The sequence below is a fragment of the Pseudomonas sp. Ag1 genome, assembly GCF_000278565.1.
GTDB lineage: Bacteria > Pseudomonadota > Gammaproteobacteria > Pseudomonadales > Pseudomonadaceae > Aquipseudomonas.
Genome location: NZ_AKVH01000110.1, coordinates 179,738 through 200,547, shown reverse-complemented (window position 1 = coordinate 200,547; position 20,810 = coordinate 179,738). Strand labels below are relative to the sequence as shown.

At 57.1% G+C, this 20,810-nt stretch carries 21 protein-coding genes and 1 pseudogene; 5 read left to right on the top strand and 17 right to left on the bottom strand.

What is annotated here, in order from left to right:
* Window positions 1-8 precede the first annotated feature (8 nt).
* The 9 genes from phnX to A462_RS05255 form a co-directional block, all read right to left on the bottom strand.
* A complete protein-coding gene (phnX, locus tag A462_RS05215) occupies window positions 9-836 on the bottom strand; it encodes a phosphonoacetaldehyde hydrolase (protein ID WP_003210349.1) in 828 nt (275 codons plus the stop codon).
* An 88-nt stretch (window positions 837-924) separates the two neighbouring features.
* Complete coding sequence (locus tag A462_RS05220; RefSeq protein WP_008438457.1) at window positions 925-1,797, bottom strand: LysR substrate-binding domain-containing protein; 873 nt, start codon at window positions 1,795-1,797, stop codon at window positions 925-927.
* Window positions 1,798-1,833: 36 nt separating this feature from the next.
* Complete coding sequence (locus A462_RS05225; RefSeq protein ID WP_003210345.1) at window positions 1,834-3,129, bottom strand: MFS transporter; 1,296 nt, start codon at window positions 3,127-3,129, stop codon at window positions 1,834-1,836.
* Window positions 3,130-3,222: 93 nt separating this feature from the next.
* Window positions 3,223-4,314 (bottom strand): iron-containing alcohol dehydrogenase PsrA, encoded by a 1,092-nt coding sequence (psrA, locus tag A462_RS05230; RefSeq protein ID WP_003210343.1) that lies wholly within the window; start codon window positions 4,312-4,314, stop codon window positions 3,223-3,225.
* A 126-nt stretch (window positions 4,315-4,440) separates the two neighbouring features.
* Entirely contained in the window at window positions 4,441-6,459 is a 2,019-nt protein-coding gene (locus tag A462_RS05235) for an LTA synthase family protein (RefSeq protein WP_008438456.1), read from the bottom strand.
* A complete protein-coding gene (locus A462_RS05240) occupies window positions 6,459-7,058 on the bottom strand; it encodes a hypothetical protein (RefSeq protein ID WP_008438455.1) in 600 nt (199 codons plus the stop codon). Before A462_RS05240 ends, A462_RS05235 begins: the two co-directional genes overlap by 1 nt.
* Window positions 7,058-8,326: a sialidase family protein gene (locus A462_RS05245; RefSeq protein WP_032899777.1), complete on the bottom strand. Its 1,269-nt coding sequence runs from the start codon at window positions 8,324-8,326 to the stop codon at window positions 7,058-7,060. The genes A462_RS05240 and A462_RS05245 overlap by 1 nt, the downstream gene beginning before the upstream one ends.
* 23 nt (window positions 8,327-8,349) lie before the next feature.
* Window positions 8,350-8,895, bottom strand: a complete 546-nt coding sequence (locus A462_RS05250) for a cytochrome b/b6 domain-containing protein (RefSeq protein WP_008438453.1) — start codon at window positions 8,893-8,895, stop codon at window positions 8,350-8,352.
* On the bottom strand, window positions 8,895-9,161 hold the full coding sequence (locus A462_RS05255; protein ID WP_003210334.1) for a PepSY domain-containing protein: 267 nt from the start codon (window positions 9,159-9,161) through the stop codon (window positions 8,895-8,897). The genes A462_RS05250 and A462_RS05255 overlap by 1 nt, the downstream gene beginning before the upstream one ends.
* 147 nt (window positions 9,162-9,308) lie before the next feature.
* Here A462_RS05255 and A462_RS05260 point away from each other — a divergent pair, with 147 nt between their 5' ends.
* On the top strand, window positions 9,309-9,971 hold the full coding sequence (locus A462_RS05260; protein ID WP_008438452.1) for a response regulator: 663 nt from the start codon (window positions 9,309-9,311) through the stop codon (window positions 9,969-9,971).
* A complete protein-coding gene (locus A462_RS05265; RefSeq protein ID WP_008438451.1) occupies window positions 9,968-11,368 on the top strand; it encodes a sensor histidine kinase in 1,401 nt (466 codons plus the stop codon). Before A462_RS05260 ends, A462_RS05265 begins: the two co-directional genes overlap by 4 nt.
* Here A462_RS05265 and A462_RS33845 read toward each other — a convergent pair.
* The 5 genes and pseudogenes from A462_RS33845 to A462_RS05280 all read right to left on the bottom strand — a co-directional run bounded on the left by A462_RS33845 (window position 11,325) and on the right by A462_RS05280 (window position 14,084).
* Window positions 11,325-11,795 carry a hypothetical protein gene (locus A462_RS33845; RefSeq protein ID WP_083853253.1) on the bottom strand — a complete coding sequence of 157 codons (471 nt, stop codon included), beginning with the start codon at window positions 11,793-11,795 and terminating at the stop codon, window positions 11,325-11,327. The two genes, A462_RS05265 and A462_RS33845, sit on opposite strands and share 44 nt — an antisense overlap.
* A gap of 9 nt (window positions 11,796-11,804) precedes the next feature.
* Window positions 11,805-12,083: a colicin E3-like toxin immunity protein gene (locus tag A462_RS05270; RefSeq protein WP_008438442.1), complete on the bottom strand. Its 279-nt coding sequence runs from the start codon at window positions 12,081-12,083 to the stop codon at window positions 11,805-11,807.
* Window positions 12,084-12,097: 14 nt separating this feature from the next.
* Window positions 12,098-13,256, bottom strand: a pseudogene (locus tag A462_RS0132760) (S-type pyocin domain-containing protein).
* Between the two features lie 125 nt (window positions 13,257-13,381).
* Window positions 13,382-13,702 carry a DUF6966 domain-containing protein gene (locus A462_RS05275; protein WP_008438441.1) on the bottom strand — a complete coding sequence of 107 codons (321 nt, stop codon included), beginning with the start codon at window positions 13,700-13,702 and terminating at the stop codon, window positions 13,382-13,384.
* A gap of 37 nt (window positions 13,703-13,739) precedes the next feature.
* Window positions 13,740-14,084: a PH domain-containing protein gene (locus tag A462_RS05280; protein WP_008438440.1), complete on the bottom strand. Its 345-nt coding sequence runs from the start codon at window positions 14,082-14,084 to the stop codon at window positions 13,740-13,742.
* 157 nt (window positions 14,085-14,241) lie between these two features.
* Between A462_RS05280 and A462_RS05285 the strand changes: the two genes are divergently transcribed.
* Window positions 14,242-14,877 (top strand): LysE family translocator, encoded by a 636-nt coding sequence (locus A462_RS05285; RefSeq protein ID WP_003210319.1) that lies wholly within the window; start codon window positions 14,242-14,244, stop codon window positions 14,875-14,877.
* On the opposite strand, the gene A462_RS05290 is transcribed toward A462_RS05285, so the two are convergent.
* Complete coding sequence (locus A462_RS05290; protein ID WP_008438439.1) at window positions 14,874-15,203, bottom strand: hypothetical protein; 330 nt, start codon at window positions 15,201-15,203, stop codon at window positions 14,874-14,876. The two genes, A462_RS05285 and A462_RS05290, sit on opposite strands and share 4 nt — an antisense overlap.
* A gap of 561 nt (window positions 15,204-15,764) precedes the next feature.
* Here A462_RS05290 and A462_RS33840 point away from each other — a divergent pair.
* On the top strand, window positions 15,765-16,796 hold the full coding sequence (locus tag A462_RS33840) for a hypothetical protein (protein ID WP_083853252.1): 1,032 nt from the start codon (window positions 15,765-15,767) through the stop codon (window positions 16,794-16,796).
* A gap of 131 nt (window positions 16,797-16,927) precedes the next feature.
* Here A462_RS33840 and A462_RS05295 read toward each other — a convergent pair whose 3' ends face one another.
* Together A462_RS05295 and A462_RS05300 are read right to left on the bottom strand one after the other, a co-directional pair.
* Complete coding sequence (locus A462_RS05295) at window positions 16,928-17,359, bottom strand: MaoC family dehydratase (protein WP_008438438.1); 432 nt, start codon at window positions 17,357-17,359, stop codon at window positions 16,928-16,930.
* A complete protein-coding gene (locus tag A462_RS05300) occupies window positions 17,359-18,024 on the bottom strand; it encodes an acetyltransferase (RefSeq protein ID WP_008438437.1) in 666 nt (221 codons plus the stop codon). Before A462_RS05300 ends, A462_RS05295 begins: the two co-directional genes overlap by 1 nt.
* A gap of 821 nt (window positions 18,025-18,845) precedes the next feature.
* Between A462_RS05300 and A462_RS05310 the strand changes: the two genes are divergently transcribed.
* Complete coding sequence (locus A462_RS05310) at window positions 18,846-20,384, top strand: tyrosine-type recombinase/integrase (protein ID WP_008438435.1); 1,539 nt, start codon at window positions 18,846-18,848, stop codon at window positions 20,382-20,384.
* Window positions 20,385-20,810 lie beyond the last annotated feature (426 nt).

The following is a 20,810-nucleotide window of genomic DNA, read 5'->3' as shown; positions in this document are numbered from 1 at the left end:
TCGGCCCATCAAGAACCCTGCGGCGTTTCTCCGCGCGCCAAACGCGCATTGATATCGTCGATCACCGCCGGCAGTTCGACGATGGTGTCGATCAGGTAATGCGGCCGCGAGCCCTCGAACATCTGTGTAATGCGCGCACGCTCCAGCGCCAGCTCAGCAGCAGGCAGCGCCTTGTATTGCTCGTAGGTCAAACCCAGTGCGTTGCCGGAACAGGTCAACGCCACCGTCCACATGCCGGCGCTACGGCCTTCCAGGATCCCCGGCCAGGTGTCGTCGACCTTCACGCACGCGGCCACATCGCTGACCCCCAGGGCAATCACGTTGGCCAGTGCCTGCGCCGGATGCGGGCGCCCGTTGGGCACTTCGTCGGTCGCCACCACATGGTCGGCGACGTAGCCGTTCTGTCGCGCCAGCTCGACCACCTTGGCCATCACCACCGCCGGGTACCCGGAGCAGGAGCCAATCTTCAAGCCCTGCCCGCGCAGGGTGTTGATCGCCTCAAGGGCGCCGGGAATGACCGCCGAATGCAGCGCGATTTTCTCGATCTGCAACGGCATGAAGCGTTCATACAGTGCGGTGACATCCTCGTCAGTCGGCAAGCGATCAAACACCGCCCGATAACGCTCGGCAATCTGCGGCAGGTTGCACAAGGTGCGGATGTGATCCCACTTGCCCATGCCCATCGGGCCGCGGGCTTCCTCCAGGGAAACGGCGACGCCGAACTCGCCGAACGCCTCGACAAAAATCTGCGTGGGGGCGAAGGAACCGAAGTCGACGACGGTGCCGGCCCAGTCCAGGACCACGGCTTGCAGCTTGGAAGGTTGTTGGTAGTGCATGGCAAGTCTCCATTTTCAGGTGTGAGCAGGCCGTCCCTCTGTCGAAGAAGAGGTAAGCGCCTGGTGAGGGTTTAAACGGGTAAGGCGATCAGGTCACCGGGATCGGGCTGGCCTCGAATAGCTCGGCGATCATCGGTCGGTTGCGGCGGATGCCCAGGCAACACAAGTGGTAGTCGATGAAAAACGGATGGTCGACGAAGGTGATCGGCGTGGTGCCCGGGGTTTCGGCGTATTCCACGGCAGACACAAAGCCGATGCCGATGCCCTTGGTGATCGCGTGCACAATGGCTTCGCGACTGTTCAGCTGCATCACGCAGTTCACGGCGATGCCCTGGCGCTTGCAGCTTTCTTCCACCAGTTGCCGGGTGCGTGAGCTTTTCTCGCGCATCACCCACTTTTCGCGGCTGATCTGTTCCACGTGCACCTCTTTCTGCCGGGCCCACGGGTGGTCATCGCGCACCACCGCAATAATCGGATAGCGCCGGTACAGCTGGGTATCGAAGCGCTGGTCGAACTCCGAAAGGGCCAGGATCGCCACGTCGATATCGAAGTTGAAGAGCCGGTCCAGGGTTTCCTTTTCCGGGGAAAACGAGGTTTCCAGTTCGATGTCCGGGTGGCGCTGCATCAGCTCGTAGGTCAGGTTCATCGCGATCGGCGGCGACACCGCGCCCAGGCGCAGCAGTCCGGTCTTGCGCTGCTTGAAACTCTGCAACAGTTGCATGGCTTCATCCTCCTGGCCGAACAGCCCCTGGGTGATCCCGTAAAGGGTGTGCCCGGCGGCACTCATCTCGATAAACCGCCCGCGACGGTGGAACAGCTCCACCGAGAACTGCTTCTCCAGCCCGTTGACCTGCTCGCTGACCGTCGGCTGGCCGACGCTCAGGTATTCGGCGGCGAGGGTGAAACTGCCGGTCTTCGCCACCGCATGAAACGAGCGCAGCCACTTGTGGTACTGGTACATAACGAGTCCTGTTCCTGAGGTCCGCCGGGCCGGTCATCAACGTCGGATAAACAACGCCACCGCTGCGCTGCACAGGCAGGCCGAGGTCACGACGATAAAGATCAGCGAGGTATTGCCGGTACTGTCGAGCATACTGCCGATCAGCGGTTCCGCCAGGCCGGCGAACAGATAGGATGAGAAATTCATCACGCCCGTGGCCGTACCCGCACGCTTGGCGCCGACCAGGTCCGGGCACAGCGCCCAGAAACTCGACGCCGGGCCATACACGAAGAACCCGCAGAGGAACAACGCTACCAGGCCGATTGCGCTGTGGGGCGGCAAACTCCACATCCACAGGCTGGTGGCGGCGCCGAGGAACATGTAGAGCATGATCGCCAGGTAGCGTTTGGAGCCGAACAGCTTGTCCGAGACCCAGCCGTTGCTCAGGGCGCCGATGGCCATGCCCACCGGCAGGGCCACGGTGATCCACTTGGGGTCGATCATGCTGTCGCCGCTTTTCCAGTTGGCCCCGAGGAAGTGCACCGGCACCCAGACGATCAGGCCGTAGCGGGCGGCGTTCTGGAAACCCAGGGAGATCGCGGCGATGATCAGCCGCGGATTTTTCAGCACCGCCTTGTAGCGCTGCGCCGAGGATTCGACTTCGCCGTGGGCCACTTCATGATTCTTGTCTTCGGCATTCGCCACGCCAGTATCGGCCAGGGGCTCGAAGCCCATGTCTTGAGGCCGCTCGCGGGCCACCAGGTAGAAAATAATGCCGCCCGCCAACATCAACAGCACCGGCAGGCGGAAGATCCAGCGCCATTCCAGTTGGAACACTTCCAGCACCACGATGGAGGTGACGTACGACAGGACCGAGGCGCACCCGGCCGCGAACACATAAAAGCCATACACCTTGCCGCGCTCGCCGGCGCTCCACCAATTGGAAATCAGCCGGCTGCCGGGTGCCCAGCCGAGGGCCTGGAAGTAACCGTTGATGCCCCACGGCAGGATCAGCCCGGCAAAGCCGCTGGCGAAACTGGTGACCCAGTTGGCCGCGCAGGACAGCACCGCGCCCAGGGTCATGATGCGGCGGCCGCCGAACTTGTCGGCGAGGTTGCCGTTGATCGCCTGGCCAATCGCGTAGGCCCAAAGCATCGCCGCGGAGGCCCAGCCGAGGGTTTCCTTGGTCAGGCCGAACTCGGCCTGGATCCCGGGGATGGCAAAGCCGAAGGTCTGGCGGCCGGTGTAGAAAAACAGATAACAAAACATCGCCGCCAGCAGCATGCGCCACTGGGCTACGCGAAACGATGAGGTACGGACGGCAGGAACAGGCAGCACGTGTGCACGATTCATGATGTTTTCCTTATTGTTATTCGCCCCGGCGACCGCAGCCGCTGGGGGGCACTCTTGATAGGTGCAACAGGAAACGACTGAATTACGGTGAGTCTAGGCCGCTTGCGCGCCGATGAAATTCTTGCCGCGTGCGCCTTGCAGGGCGAAGCGGATCATCGCCTCGGCCTCGGTGGCATTCACGCCGTAGTCGGCAAATTCGGTCTTCACGTCCAGGCTGTGGAGGAAGTCGCGCAGCTGCGCCTGGGCCTGCTGCAGGTCGGTGCCGAATACCCGTTGCAGAGTGCGGTCCCGCGCGGCGTCGTGCCCCCATGCCAGGCCCAGTACCAGCGGCAAAGTGAAGGAACAGGCGATGCCATGGGGCAGGCCGTGGTGCAGAGTCATCTCATAAGAGATGGAGTGGGCGAGGGCGGTCTTGGTGTTGGAAAAAGCCAGGCCGGCTTTCAGCGCCGCCAAGGCCATGCGCGAGCGCAATTCCTGGTTGCCGAGGTCACGCCGCAAGCGCGGCAGGCATTCCAGGATGTCTTCGATGGCGGAGATGGCGAAGGTGTCCGAGACCGGGTTGGCGTTGACGTTCCAGATCGATTCCAGCGCATGGGACAAGGCATCCAGCCCGGTGGACACCGTGACCCCGGCCGGCACCGTCAGCATCAACTGCGGGTCGATGATCGCCACTGTCGGCCAGGTGCAGTCCAGGTGCAGCGAATACTTCTTGAGGCTGGCGGAGTCCCAGATCGTCGCCCATGGCGTGACTTCGCTGCCGGTGCCGGCGGTGGTCGGTGCGGCAATCAACAGCTTGTGGCGGGCCGGCGCGAAAGGTTTACCGGTGGCCAGCAACGCCAGCAGCTCGTCGAAATCCCCGGAATCTGTGCCGACGATCAAGGCCTTTGCCGTATCAATTGCACTGCCACCGCCGACGGCGACCACCACCTGGCAGTCACCGGCCTGCAGCCAGAAACGCTCGTAGGTGTCGCGCAGTTGGGCCACGTCAGGGTTGGGCTGTACGTCTTCGATGACGTACACCAGGCGTTCGCCCAGCAGGGCCTGGATGCGGTCTACCAAACCGAGCCCGCGGGCTTCGGGAAAGGTCACGAGGGCGACGCTCTGGCCTTCGGTAAGAGCGGCGAGTTCTTGCAGGCAGCCCCAGCCGAAGCGGGTGTCTACCGGGTTGTGGAAGCGGGCAGTCATGGCGGGTTCCTGGTTTTTGTTATTGGAAGTGCCGCCATAGTCGGGGAGGGTGAGGTGGACCTCAAATCGATAGATTGTGGGGATGGATTGGCTGGGCCGATAGTACAGCCCGACCGTCAGGTGACTTCAGCGCACGTTCCGGAACAACATCAATCGCGCACTCTCATGCAGGCCACGGGTCAGCCCCTGCAACCGCTCAAACTCCTCGGGATACTGCTGAGCCACATTGTCCCTCGGCGTTTGCGACGCCAGGTCATGCAGGGTCGGCGAGCTGCCGTCGTGCTCCATTTGCAGCAGGAAGTCCTTGGTCACGCCGCCGATCAGCGGGAACGTGCCCTCGCGCAATACCAGCGGCACCACGCGCTCGCCTTCCGGCGCAGGTTGCTGGATATCCCGGCCCATCGCGCCATTGCGGAACGGTATGCCCGCCATGCCGGCCACGGTAGGCAGCAGGTCCGCCAGGCCGACGGCTTCTTCGATCACCCGGGGTTGCAGGCCGGGCGCGTGGATCATCATCGGCACGTTGTTGCTTTCCAGCCCAAGCTGCTCGAATGCCGGCGCCATGTGCGGAATCTGGCTGATTCGGGTGTTGTGGTCGCCGAAAAACACGAAGATGGTGTTGTCGTAGTAACCGCCAGCCTTGGCGATTTCCATCAGGCGGCCGATGTTGAAGTCCAGCAGGCGCACGGCGTTGTACTGCTCGACGCTGCGGCTGCCTGCGGCCTGGACTTGTTCCACGGTGAGGTCATGCACCTTGAAGCCATCGTTGGTCTTGGGGATGGTGAACGGGCGGTGATTGCCGGAGGTTTGCAGGTAGGCGAAGAACGGTTGGTCCTTGGGGATGGCCCGCAGCAGTTCGTCGCCTTCCTTGAACAGGTCCAGATCCGAAACGCCCCACACGTCCACCCGTGGCGAGCGCCAGTGGCTTTCGTCATACAGCTTCACGCCGTCGATGCTCTGGCGGATCAAGGCGTTGATATTCGCCCAGCCGGCATTGCCGCCGATCATGTAGAGCTTCTGGTAGTCCTCGAACGCATTGATCAAGGTGTGTTGCCGGGTGATCAGCGGGTTGCGGGTTGCCGTCTCCTGGCGGGTAACGTCGGGCACGCCGGTGATGCTCGCCCACACGGTTTTGGCGGTGCCGGTGACGGGCACGTAGAAGTGTTTGAAGAACCAGCTTTCCTTCGCCAGCTTGTCGAGGTTCGGCGTGGGGTTCAGCGGGTTGCCATAGGCGCCCACGGCGCTGGTGCCGAGGGACTCGAGCATCACGAAGATCACGTTCGGCGGGCGCTCGCCCTTGAGCCGATAAGGCTGCACGGCTTGTTCACGGGCGAAGTTCAACTGCTCGGGGTCGGGCTGGCTGACCCCCAGATAATTCGCGACTTGCGGGTAATGCTCTCGCACCCGCGCCTCATCGAATTGCGACTGGCCGACCTTGAGGGTGTCGTACAGAAACAGCACCGGGTTGAGGCCCGCGGCGGCGATCTGGTTGTTGCCGGAAAAGAACGCGTCGCTCCAGCGCAGGGGCACGGGATTTTCGATATTGAGGTTGGCGACGCGGCCGAGCAGGGCCAGCAATACCGCGATCACGCCGACGGTGGCCACGGATGCGATGGCCAGCTTGCCAATGGGTTTGCGTTCGCCATCCAGGGTGATGCGTTCAAGGCGAACCAGGGCGTAGGTCCATAGGCCGACGGCGGCAAGCCAGCTCAAGGTTATCCACAGCACCGGGTAGGTTTCCCACACCATCTGTTGTGAAATCTGCGCGTCTTCCAGGTAACGCAGCACCGTGGCGTTGATGCGCACACCGAGGTAGGCGTAGTGGCCGAAGTCGATGATGTACACCAGCCCGACGGTGGCCAGCGCCAGCAGCAGATAACCCCGTGCCAGCCAGCGCAGGGCGGGGACAGTCACCAGGTTCCAGCGTGGCAGCCAGGCGAGCAGTGCCAGGGGCAACAGGATCAGCACCGCCAGGCGCAGGTCGAAACGCAGGCCGATGCCCACGGTTTCCAGCAGTGCGGGCTCCCTCAGGCCGACCCCGGAAAATCCCCATACAAACACCAGCCGCAGTGCCGCCAGCAACGCAAATACCAAACCGATCGCGCCCACGCCGTAGCGCAGGCGGCGCGAGTGCAACCATCCCATCATTGACCTCTGTGCAATTTTAAAAGAGGGCGCCAGGCAGCCATCGCCAGCATCCACAACCCGGCCACCAGGCAGTAGCCCGTCAGCAGTGGGTCGATCAGATAGTCCCAGTAGTTTTCCGAGGCCTTGAGCCGCAGCGCGAACGCCAGGGTGCCCGCCGCGAGCATCCACACCGCCAGCGTATTACGCAGCCAGAGCATCAACAGTGCTGCCGCGCCTATCAGCACGATCATCGGCCGAGGGTTGAAACCCCAGCGGTAGGGGTCGAAATACGTCAGGCCCATCGTCGCCGGGTACAGCACCAGGCTCAGGGCGCCAAACAGCAACAGCACCTGGACCTTCTGCGGGCGCTGGAGCGGCTGCACCACGCCCAACCGGCACAGGCTGACCCACACCAACAACACCAGGGTGCTGATGGCCAGGTCATCGGTGAAGCTGCGCACATACGCCGCCAACGGCAGTTCGTTGACCGGGATAAAACTTACCACCACCAACACCGGCAGCAGCCAGGGGCGCCAGGGTGTTGTGACGCGCAACAGGCTGAGCAGCACAAAACCCAACAGCACAAAACTCAAATGCGCTTGCCATACAGAAACCATCACAGGCGCTCCGACAGCCAGGCTTCGTTGAAGCTGACATGTTTGATAAAGGTGTTATTCCACGAGTACACCAGGTGGTACATGCCGTCCGGGCTGCGGCTGAAGTACGGGTACTCGTATTCGAAATCGCAGCCACGGGGCTTGCACACCCGGTAGTCCAGGTTGCTGAGGAAGCGTTGTTCCAGCGGCAGGCGCAGGGCGCCGCTGGAGGCGCGGAAGCCTTCGCCGATGATTTCCTTGTAGGCCTCGGGGGAGAACGGTTGGCCCAAGGGGTCGGGGGATTGATCCAGTTCCACCACGGTGCGCCACTGATTGAGCTTGGCATCGGTGCCGTACAGGCTGAGCTTGAAGCGGCCGTCCTGCAGGTCGTTGAGGGCTACCAGCAAACCGTCGCCTTCAGTGCTGACGGCTGCCAGCGAGGAATTGGGATTGGACGGTTCCAATGGGTAAGGCTCGCTCCAGGTTTGGCCGGCGTCTTCGGTGCGGCTGGCGAGGACTCGGTGATGGGTTTCGCCGGCGTAACGCAGCATGGCGATGGCGCGTTGGCCGTCCTGCGGGACGATGGTCGGCTGCAGCGAGTTCTTCCCACGGCTGATACGGAATTTGTCGACCACCGCACCGTCGGGGCTCAAGTACAGGTACTCGGCGAATTTGCCCATGAACTCGTGGTACACCGGCAGGCCGATGGAACCGTCGGCGTGGAATACCGGTGCGGCGCGCACCAGCGTGCTGATATTGAAGAAAGGCGAGGTGATCAGTTGCCGAGGGGCCGACCAGTTCGTCCCGAGGTCATCCGAGACCATCACGTTGATCGCGCTGGTGGCCCAGCCGCCTACCGACACCGAAACGTAGAACATCCACAGGCGATTGTCCGGTGCCAGGGCGATCACCGGGTTGCCCAGCTTGCGGATGTAGCGGTGCGTGCCGTCGCGGGTGCTTTCACGGGTGGCCAATACTTGCTCCGGGCCCCACTCGGCGCTTTTCGCGTCAAAGCGCGCGGTGCGCACCTGCACATCGGCGGCTCCCTCGCGGGAACCGGCAAACCACACGGCCATCAGGTCGCCGCCGGGCAGGGCGGTGACCGAGGAGGAATGCACAAAGTCATTGAGCTGCGAGGAGACAAAGCGGCTGCTGTATTGCGGGGCGGCCTCTGTTGGCGAGCTGTCCTTGGGGCCTTGGGCAAACGGCGCCAATACGTGGGGCGGATGACTTTGCCAGGCGGCGAAAAATACCGCCAGCAGACTGCAGATCATTAAAAGCGGGCGCATAGAGAACCTGTCGGGAAAAAGGATTACTGCGCACGGTCATCCGGCAGGCGCCTCCTGCGGCCGGTGAGCATGGATAACGGCAGGTTGTCCCGCACCTGGATACTTTCAAACAACGCCGCCAGCACATGCACGCCTACCAGGCCGGCCAGTACATTGGCGGCAGTTTCGTGCAACAGCAGCGGCCAATCGGCGCCCCACAGGGCGTCGACTTCCTGCATCAAAAAGCCACTGGCACCGATAGCCAGCAGCGCCAGCAACATCAGAACCATCACCAGCGCGCCAATGGGCGAATGGCCCAGGCGGTGCTGCGGCCGGCGGTTGAGCAGTGAACGCACATGGCCCATGAGCCGTTCCGGCGTTGGCCAGAAGTCCGCCCAGCGCGCGCTGCGCGGACCGACAAATCCCCACACCAACCGCATTAGCAACCAGGCCATGGCGTAATAGCCCAGCCATACGTGCCAGTCGTCGCCTGCTTCGTTGAAGAAGTAATTGGCCACAAAGACGCCGGCGATGGAGAGGTGAAACACCCTCACCACCGGGTCCCAGAGGCGCAGGGAGGTTGCTGGCATCAGCCCTTGATCTCTGTCTTCACGGCCTTGCCGGTGACTGGATCGTGGTAGATCTCGACCTTGCGCTTGTCCTTGTCAAAGCCATAGATCTCGTAGCAGTTGCCGTCAGTAACCTTGAACTTGCTGATCTCGTAGCCCTGGGCCTTGAGTTGCTCCTGAAAGGCCTTCTGGTCCTGCCATTGCGAGCGCTCGGCAGTGGTGCATTGCGGGCCGGCGAAGGCCATGGGGCTGGCGATAATCAGCGACAGCAAGAGAATTTTGCGCATGGAAGCACTCTCAGCAGATGTGGGAGATTTCACTGTGCAAAACCAACCTTAGCGAAAGCTTAGTTGGCAACGGCCCGTAACATCTTTCCCGAAATAGCCTCGACGGTTACACGGCATCATGCCGCCGGTTACTCCAGAGAATCAGTTATGCGCCTGCTCCTTGTCGAAGATGATCGTGCCCTTGGCCAAGGGATCCGCGTGGCCCTGGGCGCCGAAGGCTACACCCTGGACTGGTTGCAGGATGGCGTCAGCGCCTTGCACGCGTTGCGCACCGAAAGCTTCGACCTGCTGCTGCTCGACCTCGGCCTGCCGCGCCTTGACGGCCTCACACTCCTGCAAACCCTGCGCGCCGAGCAATACGACCTGCCGGTGCTGATCCTTACCGCCCGCGACGGCACCGCCGAGCGCATCGCCGGCCTGGACGCCGGCGCCGACGACTACCTGGTCAAACCCTTCGACGTCGAAGAGTTCAAGGCCCGTGTGCGCGCCCTGTTGCGCCGCAGCCAGGGCCGCGCGCAACCATTGCTGGAACATGCGGGCGTGAGCCTGGACCCGGTGACCCAACAGGTCAGTTATCAAGGCGAGGACGTTGTGGTCACGCCGATGGAATACCAACTGCTGCACCAACTGATGGTGCGCCCCGGCAAAGTCGTCACCCGCGAGCGGTTGTCCCGCGCGCTGTACGGCTGGCAGGACCGCGTCGAAAGCAACACCCTCGAAGTCCTTATCCACAACCTGCGCAAAAAACTCTCCACCGAACTGATCCGCACCGTACGCGGCGTGGGCTACGTGGTGGAACTCAAGCCATGAACTCGGTCCGCGCGCGCATCCTCATTCCGGTGCTGGTGCTGATCCTGCTGGGTGATGGCCTGATCAGTTGGCTCGTGCTGCGGGACAGCCACCACGAAATCGAAGAAGTCTACGACGCTCAACTCGCCCAAAGTGCCCGTTTGCTGCAAGGCGTACTGCGCCAGCGCGACCCCGGCGATGCCGACTGGGACCGCCTCTACCAGGCTTTCGATCAAGCCATGAGCCGCGTCGGCGAAGACGGCGCCGCGCACCCCTACGAAACCCGCCTGACCTTCCAGGTATGGCGCGCCGACGGCCAACTGCTGGTGCGCTCCACCGACGCGCCGATCCTCAACGCACCGCCCACCACCCTCGGGCCTCACGACCTGATGGAAAACGGCAATGACTGGTGCGCGTTCATGCTCGCCGACATGCAACAAGGCCTGCTGATCTGGGTGGGCGAGCGCGACGACATTCGCCAGGACGTGATCCAGCGCATCATCCGCCACACCCTCTGGCCCATCCTGATTGGCGTGCCGCTGCTGGCGTTGTTGATCTGGCTGACCATCGGCTGGGGCCTCAAGCCCCTGCGCGCCATGGCCCAGGCCATTCGCGGGCGGGACAGCAATACGTTGCGACCGCTGCAACTTGAGCCATTGCCCACGGACCTGGAACCGATGCAAACCGCGCTGAACCGCCTGCTGGTGCAGGTGGATGACCTGCTGGAGCGGGAGCGTCGGTTTATCGCGGACGCGGCGCATGAACTGCGCACGCCGTTGGCGATATTGCGCATTCACGCGCAGAACGCCCAGAGCGCGGGTACCGAGGCGGAGCGGCGAGAGGCGTTGGACTTTCTGGTGAATGGTGTGGACCGGGCGACGCGTATTGGCAGCCAACTGCTGACCATGGCGCGCATCGAGCCGCAGTTGAACAACACCGTACGAGTGCGTGTGCCGTTGACGGAGTTGGTGCGCGAAGAACTTGCGGAACTGACGCCCCTGGCGATGGAGAAAGGCGTTGAGTTGGTGCTGGAAGGGGATGAGGAATGCTGGATTGAAACGGACCCCGTGGCGTTGGCGATTGCGCTGCAGAACCTGGTGACCAATGCGCTGAATTTCTCGCCGGCGGGGAGTGAGGTGAGGGTGATGGTGCGGGGGACGACGGATTCGGGCGTGGTGCAGCTGTGTGTGGAGGATGCGGGGCCGGGGATTGATGAAGGGGAGATTGGGCGGTTGTTCGAGCGGTTCTATAGTCGTGGGAATGCGAATGGGGCGGGGTTGGGGTTGGCGATTGTGCAGATGATCGTGGGGAAGATCGGGGGGCGGTTGGAGTTGTATAACCGGGAGGTGGGTGGGTTGTGCGCGCGGTTGAGTTTTAGCGCCTGTGGGGTGGAACCGGTGGGAATACCACACCGTTGAAGGTGTGGGTGCAGCAGTCGCAAAACGGCTTCATGAACGCGGGTGTCAGTTGTGGGTTAACTTTTTGCAGTAGACCAGTCTCGTCGACGTATAAGCCGCTGTAGTAACTGGATTCGTCCGTTCGTACGTACTCTTTTTTGTCGCTTTCATGCAGAGCAACCATCCAGAACACAGGTTCCGGGCGGTCCAGGCGGGCGTTGGCTTCGCTGAACACACCATCCCAATGATGGCCGACCTTGGACAGAAGAAACCGAAATAGTGGCGTGTAATCGAGACCGTGCCGGTGATGGCTATGCATTGATCCACGGCTGAGCATGGAATTCTTTTCACTTTTACTATGGCGTTGTTGCCTGTAGGTGCGGCAACTGCCGTGACGCACGTTGTGCGTGCGGGTGTTGACTGAGCGGTAGAGAGGGGGCTTTTTCATTGGATTCCTTTATGGTTTCTTGGAGGATTGGGGCGGCCATGTGCCTTGGTAGCTGAAAGAGATTTGGTAATCGAAGTTCACGGGTTCAATTACGTGCTGGAAATGCGGTTGGATAGTCGCTATCCAGCTTGGGCGAACGTTGAACACGTCCGCATATATCGCCGTTTCTTGACTCAACCCTAGTGTTTCAAAAAAGCTCTCCGCGTCATCAATATCTGCCGAGTATTCATCTGCCTTCACGTAATTGCTTTGCTTGTCGTACCAACGCAATCTGACTTTCATAACCATGATGTGTTTTCCACTTATCTGTATATGCGGCGTTCGGGTTTTGCTCGACCTCGGCGCTCACCGGTGTAGGGATCGAATGCGTCTAGGTGGGCAAGGTCACTGTTTCGATAGACTTCTAATTCGCCTTTCTTGGAATCCCACTCAAATATTTTCCTCCCTTTGGCATCTATCCAGCGCTCGCGTAAGCCGCTACCGCCTTTTCTAGGTGTCACGGGTCTTTGGTCTATCAGACCTGGAAAGCCTGTTATGTCTGCAGCGTTGGGGGCCGGGAAATAATCATGGTCCGGGTTTTTAAGCCCCTTTCGTGGTTCGTTAACCACCACATACAGCGGCCGAACCCCCGACTCCACCGAAAAAACCAGAATAAAATCCCGATACTCCGGCGGATAAATCGGGTTCACCAGCATCTGTTTGGCCGCCTCCGTCGGCGGATAAATCCACATCACCGGCGCTTGTGGTGCAGCCTCCAATGCCGGTATGCCAAGGGTGTCGCCAGGATCAATGGCCGGCGTCCAAATCAGCTCCACACCCTCGCCAAGATCCGCCACGAACTGACTGTCACGACGCTGAAACTGCACCACATCGATCATCTGCCAGTCGGTATTTTTACCGGTGTAAAACCCATATCCCTTCAGCGTCCCATCGGCGCGTTGCTCGATATGCAACCGCATCCGCGAACGGGCTTTTTGCAGGTGACGAAGCTGCTCCATAGAGCGCACTGTCGCCAAGCTCCGACGGCCAGGCCAGCGCCACCAGCCCTGCAAGCAAACCCCCAGCGGCGGCACCGACCGCCGCAGCCGCGGACTCCAACGCGGATGTGCGCAGCACAAGCTGGCCAAGCCCAACGGGTAGGGCACTACCGCTGATTTTCCTGAGGGAAACTCCGCCTTGGCTGTCCACTTCCCGTCCGCCTAACAGCGTGAAGTGGCCGTAATCCTTGATCAGCTCAAGCGGCACATAACCGGTGGGGTTGTTGTAGCTGATGATCCCGTCGGGCAACTGGCACGACTTGGCGAATACATGGCCTGGAATTCTCGCGGGTTCAGGCGTGGGCGCGGGAGGGGCTTCATACAAATCAATGAACGGTGAATACGGAATCTGCTTAGGCTGCGGCGTCAGGATTCGCCGCTTCAGCTGCTCTTCTTCGGTAATTGGATACGCGCGCTCTGTCATGGCTGCTCACTTCCCTGTGCAAGGAAGCGAGCCTATGAGAGCGGAGAAGAACCTGAAATTCTCGTTGTTCGATGGGAGGTGTGGGAAAAGTCACTTTAGCAATCGCTACATTGATTCAAGCACGCTTACTCTGCCTGAGAGCGCTGTATCTGCGCGCCCAACTGCGCGGCTTTATTACGTAACCCGTCCAACCGGTCGTTCAACTCCTTGTATCCAGGCTTCCAGAAAAAAACGCCACCTTCGCTGCTTTGTCCAAGAACGAGGTCATTGAACGAGCCCATTCCGCCGTATGCAGAGCGCAAATAGGTGATTCCGGAGTAATCGGATGCTTGCAATAAGGTTTTGGCCTTACGCATCCATCGGCTCCAGTGATTGTCCCCATCGCTTTCCAGCAGGATGGCAAGTTCCTCAAGCACATCGATTAGCTCTGCGGTTTTTGGGCCCATAGTGGGAAATCCTTAAAAGCGGAGTTTTCGTAACGGTTCAAAGTATCTCAACAATCGACGTCTTTCCCGTGAATTCAAACTTCACTTTCCCCACCGCCGAAAAGTAAATCTCCAACTCCGAATCCAGGTCAAAGGTCCCCGAGGTTTCCACCGAATACGCGACGATATTTTTATACGGCAGGGACGTGAAATCCTTTTTGCTGCCGGTAATTCCCTGCACGTTCACCGCGATGATGCGCTTGGTGGTGAACACCACGCCGTCGCGCATGGCCTTGTAGGAATCGATGACCTGCTCATCATCCAGCAGCAATGACGAAACGCGCTCGGCGTATTCGTTGTTCTGCTTGAGCTTGAAGAAGCCTTTGTTGTTGAAGTCGATCATGTGCTTTTCCTTGGGTGAGTGGTGCAGCAAACGCCGGTACCGGTGTATGACGTTTTGCTCGCGGATCTGTATCTAACGGCGTTCCTTTTATCGACCTACCATGGCGCCAACAACCCGCCGGCCATTACAAGGTTTTACGTCGTCAAGGAGCCACACCATGCCCGAACTCTCCAGCCTGCTTGCCTACGGCCTGATCTCGCTCGGCATGGTGCTGACGCCCGGCCCGAACATGATTTACCTCATTTCGCGGTCGATCTGCCAGGGGCGAGTGGCCGGGCTGATTTCCCTGGGCGGCGTTGCGATGGGTTTTGTCGTCTATATGTTCTGCGCGGCATTGGGTATCACCGCGTTGGTGATGGCGGTTCCCTATGCCTACGACGCGCTGCGGCTCGGCGGGGCGCTGTATCTGGTTTACCTGGCCTGGCAGGCGGTGAAGCCGGGTGGCCGGTCGCCCTTCCAGGTGCGCGACTTGCCCAAGGACAGCCCGCGCAAGCTGTTCATGATGGGCTTTGTCACCAACCTGCTGAATCCCAAAGTGGCAGTGATGTATCTGTCGTTGCTGCCCCAGTTTATCGACCCCAACGGGCACGCCAGTGTGCTCTCGCAATCGCTGGTACTGGGCTTTACGCAGATCATGATCAGCGTGAGCGTCAACGGGCTGATCGCTCTGATGGCGGGCTCGATCGCGGGGTTCTTCATCCGCAAACCGGTCTGGCAAACCGTACAGCGCTGGTTGATGGGCTCGGTGCTGATGGGCCTGGCTGTACGCATGGCGGTCGAAGGCAGGCGTTAAAGGATCGCCTTCAGGTAATCCTTGAGTGCGTTGAGCGGGGCATTGAGTTCTTCGAGTGTCGTCGCTTGGCGCGCATCCACCGCAAGCCGTTGCAGCTCGCGGCCCATCACGGTGTGTGCACCGCCCAGGGATTCGAGGGCCAATGCCAGGCACTCGTCGATCTTATGCTGGATGACGTTGATATCGCCCTTGCGCACCAGCAAGCCAAACACCTCCCGCTCATAGCCGTCCATGACCAGGTCGTCCCGCAGAATCGGGCTCGCGCCTTCGGTCTCATGCACCAGCTTGAGAGCAAAAAGCGCTACAGCTTCCAGCGTCTGTTCCATGGCCAAGGTTCCTCTTTTCTCGCGTTCGCCCGCCCATCATCACTTTCCTGCAGGCGAAAAAAAGACCTTGGACTTCAAGGTCTTTTTAAGATGGTCGCCTCATTGGGAGGGCCAAGCTATTCAGCAACCTTGAGGGCCATAGGTGTTTCAAGTTCGTCCATACACGTGACCATAGAGGGAGGTTTGTGTGACGACGTTTTGTTGCAACTGTTGCCCTGTGAAGATGGCGGGCCGCGACAAGTATACTTACGCAGTGTGCTTACTGTCTGCCTTTGAGGTTGATCCAAACATTGGCCGAGATTTGAAGGGGAGGCAGGGTCGTACGATCAATGTCCAGTAGGCGCATCATATCCTTGGTCGGGCGCGCCGCTCAGTCCAGGGCAACGCTGGTCACTGCGCTTGGCGCTACGGCAGGCTTATCGAATCGAGCGCTCACGTGGTGTCAGAATTTAGGGGGGCTGAGAAAATCCCTACACATTTCTTTACTTTTGTACTGTTTATATGTACAGTTGTTTCTCGCCAGGAAGGCGAGACGATTTAATTTAAGGAATAAGGTAACCAATGTATCAAGATACTCCATATGTGTTTATGCCAAGCGCATCGCTCGATAACGGGCCACAGCTAAGATCAATCATTCAGGCTGGATATCGTTGGATTCAAATCAATCGGGACGTATGCCCGATCAAGACCCCCGTATCTCTCAATAAGTTGGATTTAACTCCGGCTCATGGCCTCATCATCGAGCCAGCACCGGGGATTGAAAAGGTACGAATTGATTCAAGCGGAATCGGCCGCAACCCCAACTCCCCTACCGATCCAAGTTATGCTGCGTTTGATTACCAAGGAAAGGTACGCCCGGCAAGTTATCTTGTTCGCGCAGCAGGTCTGAATCAAACTGAAATTTTCGTCGCTGACGCGACAAAGTATGTGGCGGGGGATTGGATTGTAATTTCGGATGCATCGACTAATTTTGCAAGTATGCCTCTGCCACTCGACGGACCGATGGAGGTTCGCCAAGTTCTCCGCGTGCTTGGTGGCTCCTTGGTAATTAATAACGCCTTGAAGACGGCACATCCTAACGGCGCTATCGTGGCAACTTGTGTGCCGATTCGTAACGTCTTTATTCGAGGTCTTGAATTTACGGGGAACTCCGCCGTAGGCGTGCATTTACATTACGCTCAGCATTGTACAGTGCAGAACATCACGTCGGTTAATTGGAAAGGACGAGCGCTTGTTCTTATTGATAATGGCGGCAATAACAACTCTGTGATCGACTGTTATTGCACCGGCACTGTGCCAGGCGGTGGGCCAGAGCAGAATGCTTGGGGTGTTGTGATGGAAGGGCAGGACTCATCCCGCATGATAAATAGCGGCGGCGAGCTTTGTGGGAATGGCAGTGCAATGAATTACTGCATTGACAGCGTGTCGGTCGACGCAAGGGCTCGTCGCAATAATGTTAACGTTGGAGTCTACACTCAATCGCTGAGAAGTGGCTTTCTTCGCCCGAGGACCGACATGCCTCTCATCCTTGATCGTTACGAAAGCCCGGAAAACACTGAATGCTATATTTCTAATATGCAAAGTTTTTCTTAAGCGAGTGGCGCATTGTGTTGAGGGGTACTATTGTAATTTAGTCTTCAACTGTAAGCCTTGAAGCTCTCGAGTTGAGATAGTCATTCTGCGCCATTGATGAAACCGCCCCGCCCAAAAAAGCGGGGTGGTTGCTATTTGTTTGGGATAAAGATTTCTGCAGATCCGCTAATGACTTTCTTGCCTTTTACGCTACAGATAGTATCGAAAAAAACTCGGCGTTTTTCCAAGTCTACTTTAGTTACTGTAACTTCGGCAACGATAGTGTCGTCAATATAGACGGGGCGTAAAAAATTCAGGCTCTGCGATACATACACACAACCAGGCCCCGGGATTTTTGTGCCGAATATGGCAGAGAAAAACCCAGCAGACATTAATCCATGTGCGATACGCTTGCCAAACCTTGAAGCCTCAGCATATTCTCTGTCGATGTGTACAGGGTTGTGGTCGCCACTAATACCTGCAAATGCCTTGATATCAGCGTCCGTTATAGTTTGAGAGTAGCTTGCCTTCATTCCAACTGTAATTTCAGCAATGGGAACGGACCCCATGGTAAAGTCTCTCATCAGCTGCCCAGTCCCTTTCGAAGTGGTTTGGCCGGGTTTCCGACAACTACGGTGCCCGGTGCAACGCTCTTGGTCACTACGGCTCCCATCCCAACAACAGCCCCTTCACCAATGACAATTGGTTTTTCTGGTGTTCCCTGCTTAATAATGGCACCTGTTCCTATATAGGCATGATCTTCTATGGTGACGTTACCGTTACATTTTACGCTTGGTGCGAAAGTTACGAAGTCACCTATCGTGCAATCATGTGCGACATAAGAGTACAGGTTGGCGTGAAAGTATTTCCCGATTTTTGTATTGGATGTAATGGTTGTGAATGGGCATAAAATTGCGCCCTCACCTATTACGTTGCAGTCTAAACTTACACTGTTATTGATGGAGTGTATTGTGAATGGCAGCGCTCCCGAAGAAATCATTTCGGCGGCAATTCGCTCGCGAATCCTGCTATTACCTATGGCGATGTTGAAGAATTTTTCGCCTGATGACAATGCATTGAATTCAGCGGTGGTCATCACTGCTACGCCGTTAATCTCTGCCGCTTGCGATCCATCATCGACAAATACAATCTGAAATTTTTCCTCGCTGAGCACGCCGAGTTTCTCTCTTACGAGTGGCAGCACTTCTCGGCCAAATCCCCCAGCTCCAACAATTGCATAAGTATTCATGTTGACTCCTTTTAACGAATTTGGGCAGCTGTCAAGTCACGGCCGGCCCCGAATGAAATTGCTTCGTCACCGACGAGTTGTTGTGTGCCCGCCTTTTGTCATCGTGCCTGGGCTATACCGTCAAAACGATGCGCTGCATGACGATGTTCCTTGTGATTGTCTATCGTCTTGTAAAGAGGCGGCGGTTCTAAAGGGGTTGATTGTACTGTGTTCTGTTGTAATGAGCTTCTACCGGGTGCTCACCTTCGTGCTGAGCTCTGGCCTGAAGCGGCCGGTCAGGGCGTCGCCTGACGCGTCCTTGGCTCGCACATGGATCATGTTCCGCAGTGACTGGCAGGCTTGCTTGCGGCGCACGGAAGTAAGTACGAGCGACGTCATAGGTCTCACAGCACTGCTTGGCTTCGGGTTCAAGTGATAACAGGACTGTGTCAGCGAGAAGGGCGCGCTTGATGCCGGACCGCTTCAATTTTCATGGAGCCAAGTTCGTATTTTTGGCGAACATACATCAACGCCGAATAAGACAACAAGGAACATACTGGAAAAAGAAGGGATAAGCAGAAACAAGAAAGCCGGCGCAGTGGCCGGCTTTGCTGTGTATCAGCAGCATGTCAGAACAACATGAAACCTTTAGATGGTGCCCCGAGGGAGACTCGAACTGTCTCCAAAAATGGCGCAACCCCCTGTAAACCTTGATATACGGCGCTTCCAGCAATTTTTACTTCCAAAAACCACTTCCAAAAAGCTGTTCGTGGCATTACAGTCTGTGCTGATGAGAAGGCCATATGCCTTCAGGCTAAAAATTGTACAGGATAGCTCGCGCTATGGCGGTCGATAATCTCAAAAACATCGATGGAACGTGGTACGTCCGCGTAGCGATTCCCAAGGATGTTAGGTCTGCTTTTGGGAACCGAACTGAGTTCATCAAGAGCCTCAAAACGGGTCGTAAGAGCGAAGCCCTTGTGCTTCGTACCAAGGATCTGCATGAGTTCAAAAACCGCATAGCAGTGGAACGGCGCAAGCTCGTCATTGAGCAAGAAATGCAGAACCTAGCTTCACTGCCAGTCGATGTGAAATTTGACGAAATGTTCCAGAACCTGGGCGAGATCAAGCGCAGGCTGATGGAGCGGAAAGATGATAGGAAGAAAGCCTTTCAAGATTCAGAATATGAAGACGTACAGGCAGTGAAGGAAATAGAGAGCCACCATAGTTTTTTGAATCTTTTGGCTGAAGAAAAAGAGGCTCTTGGTGAGGATTTGCACCCGGCACTGGCTTCGATTTTGACTGAGCTGAACGAATTCCAGAGCCAACCAAGCAAAACCTTCAAGCAATCGGAAGGGCTCCTTGAGAAGTTGGAAAATACCCTTGAATTAGGTTCATTCCACGGATATGCAGAAACCAATGCAGAGAAGGAACAGGTCAAAACCTTCATTGCAGAACCAACCAAGTTCGTCAAAAGGCATCCTCTGACAGAGAAGAATTTCGTTGAGTTTCACAAATATGAAGTGAAACGTAAGGTAACGCTGCGCTCTATTGATCGGCACGTAAAACGCTTGAACATGCTTAAGTCGTTTCTGGAAAAACAGAAATTTGAGCTTGATTATGAATCGGTTCGTGTTTTCTTGGAATCGCTTGAATGTGCCGATAAAACGAAATTGCAGTACCTCTGTTCCTACAATGCCTTTTACAAATTCATGTTCAATAACGTGGATTTCAGACAAAAATATCCAGTTAATCCATTTGCAAATCACGCTGTGGCTAAAATACGCCGTGGTGCGAGGAAAGAGGATGCTCGTAAAGGATTTACCAAGGAACAGGTCAAGGCGCTCTACAGCAATGCTATAAGCCAAGAAAAGACACGTCTTGCTGATTTGATCAGGCTCGGATGCTACACAGGCGCACGAATCGAAGAAATATGCCAAATCAAGGTTGAAGATTTGGTTGAGGTGGATGGTGTTTACTGTATAGACATTAAACAGTCTAAAACCAACGCTGGTGAAAGGCTTGTACCAATTCACTCAGAATTGCTAACACTTGTTAAACGCTTAAAGGCTGAATCCAAAGACGGATATTTGCTGAAAACGAATCGAGGCGGGAAGTATGGAACAAAATCTAAAGAAATGAGCAGTGAGTTCTCTGCCTTTAAAATCGCTCTTGGATATCCAAAGGATTTAGTCTTTCACTCCTTTCGACACACAATGGTCACGGAGCTTGAACGTGCCGATACGAAAAACATCCTTGTTATGTCGATTGTAGGGCATGAAGTGGGCGGTAGTCTATCAATGACATTTGATCGTTACTCTGATGGACCAACACCTATGGCAAAGAAAGAAGCTATCGAAAAGGTTAAATTTGATATTTGATGTACGTTCATGGAAATGCAGGAATAGCTTTAATTAATAAAGTATCTTGACGGATACTTAAACGACAAAGGCATGATTCAAAGGTTTGGGGCTTGCAGTACTGAACAATTTCGCGCAGCGAGTGCCCGAACCTCTTAAAATGAATGAGCTACAAGGATCAATAAAAGTCATTGACCTGTCGAATGCATTTTCAATTCTAATGCATGATCCAATACCCAGCAATTGATGGCTAGATTTGCTGACGCCTTTAAGTTTTTAAAGAGTTCTAGATATTATAGGCGCGCTATACATTTTCAGTCCTTGATTTCCGTGGCCTGTAGAGTAGCTACAGTACAAAAAACTACACTGTAGGCATAACTTACAGTACAAAATACTGAGCTGTAAGTGGCATATTTTCCACCAAAACGTGTTTTTTACTAGCTACAG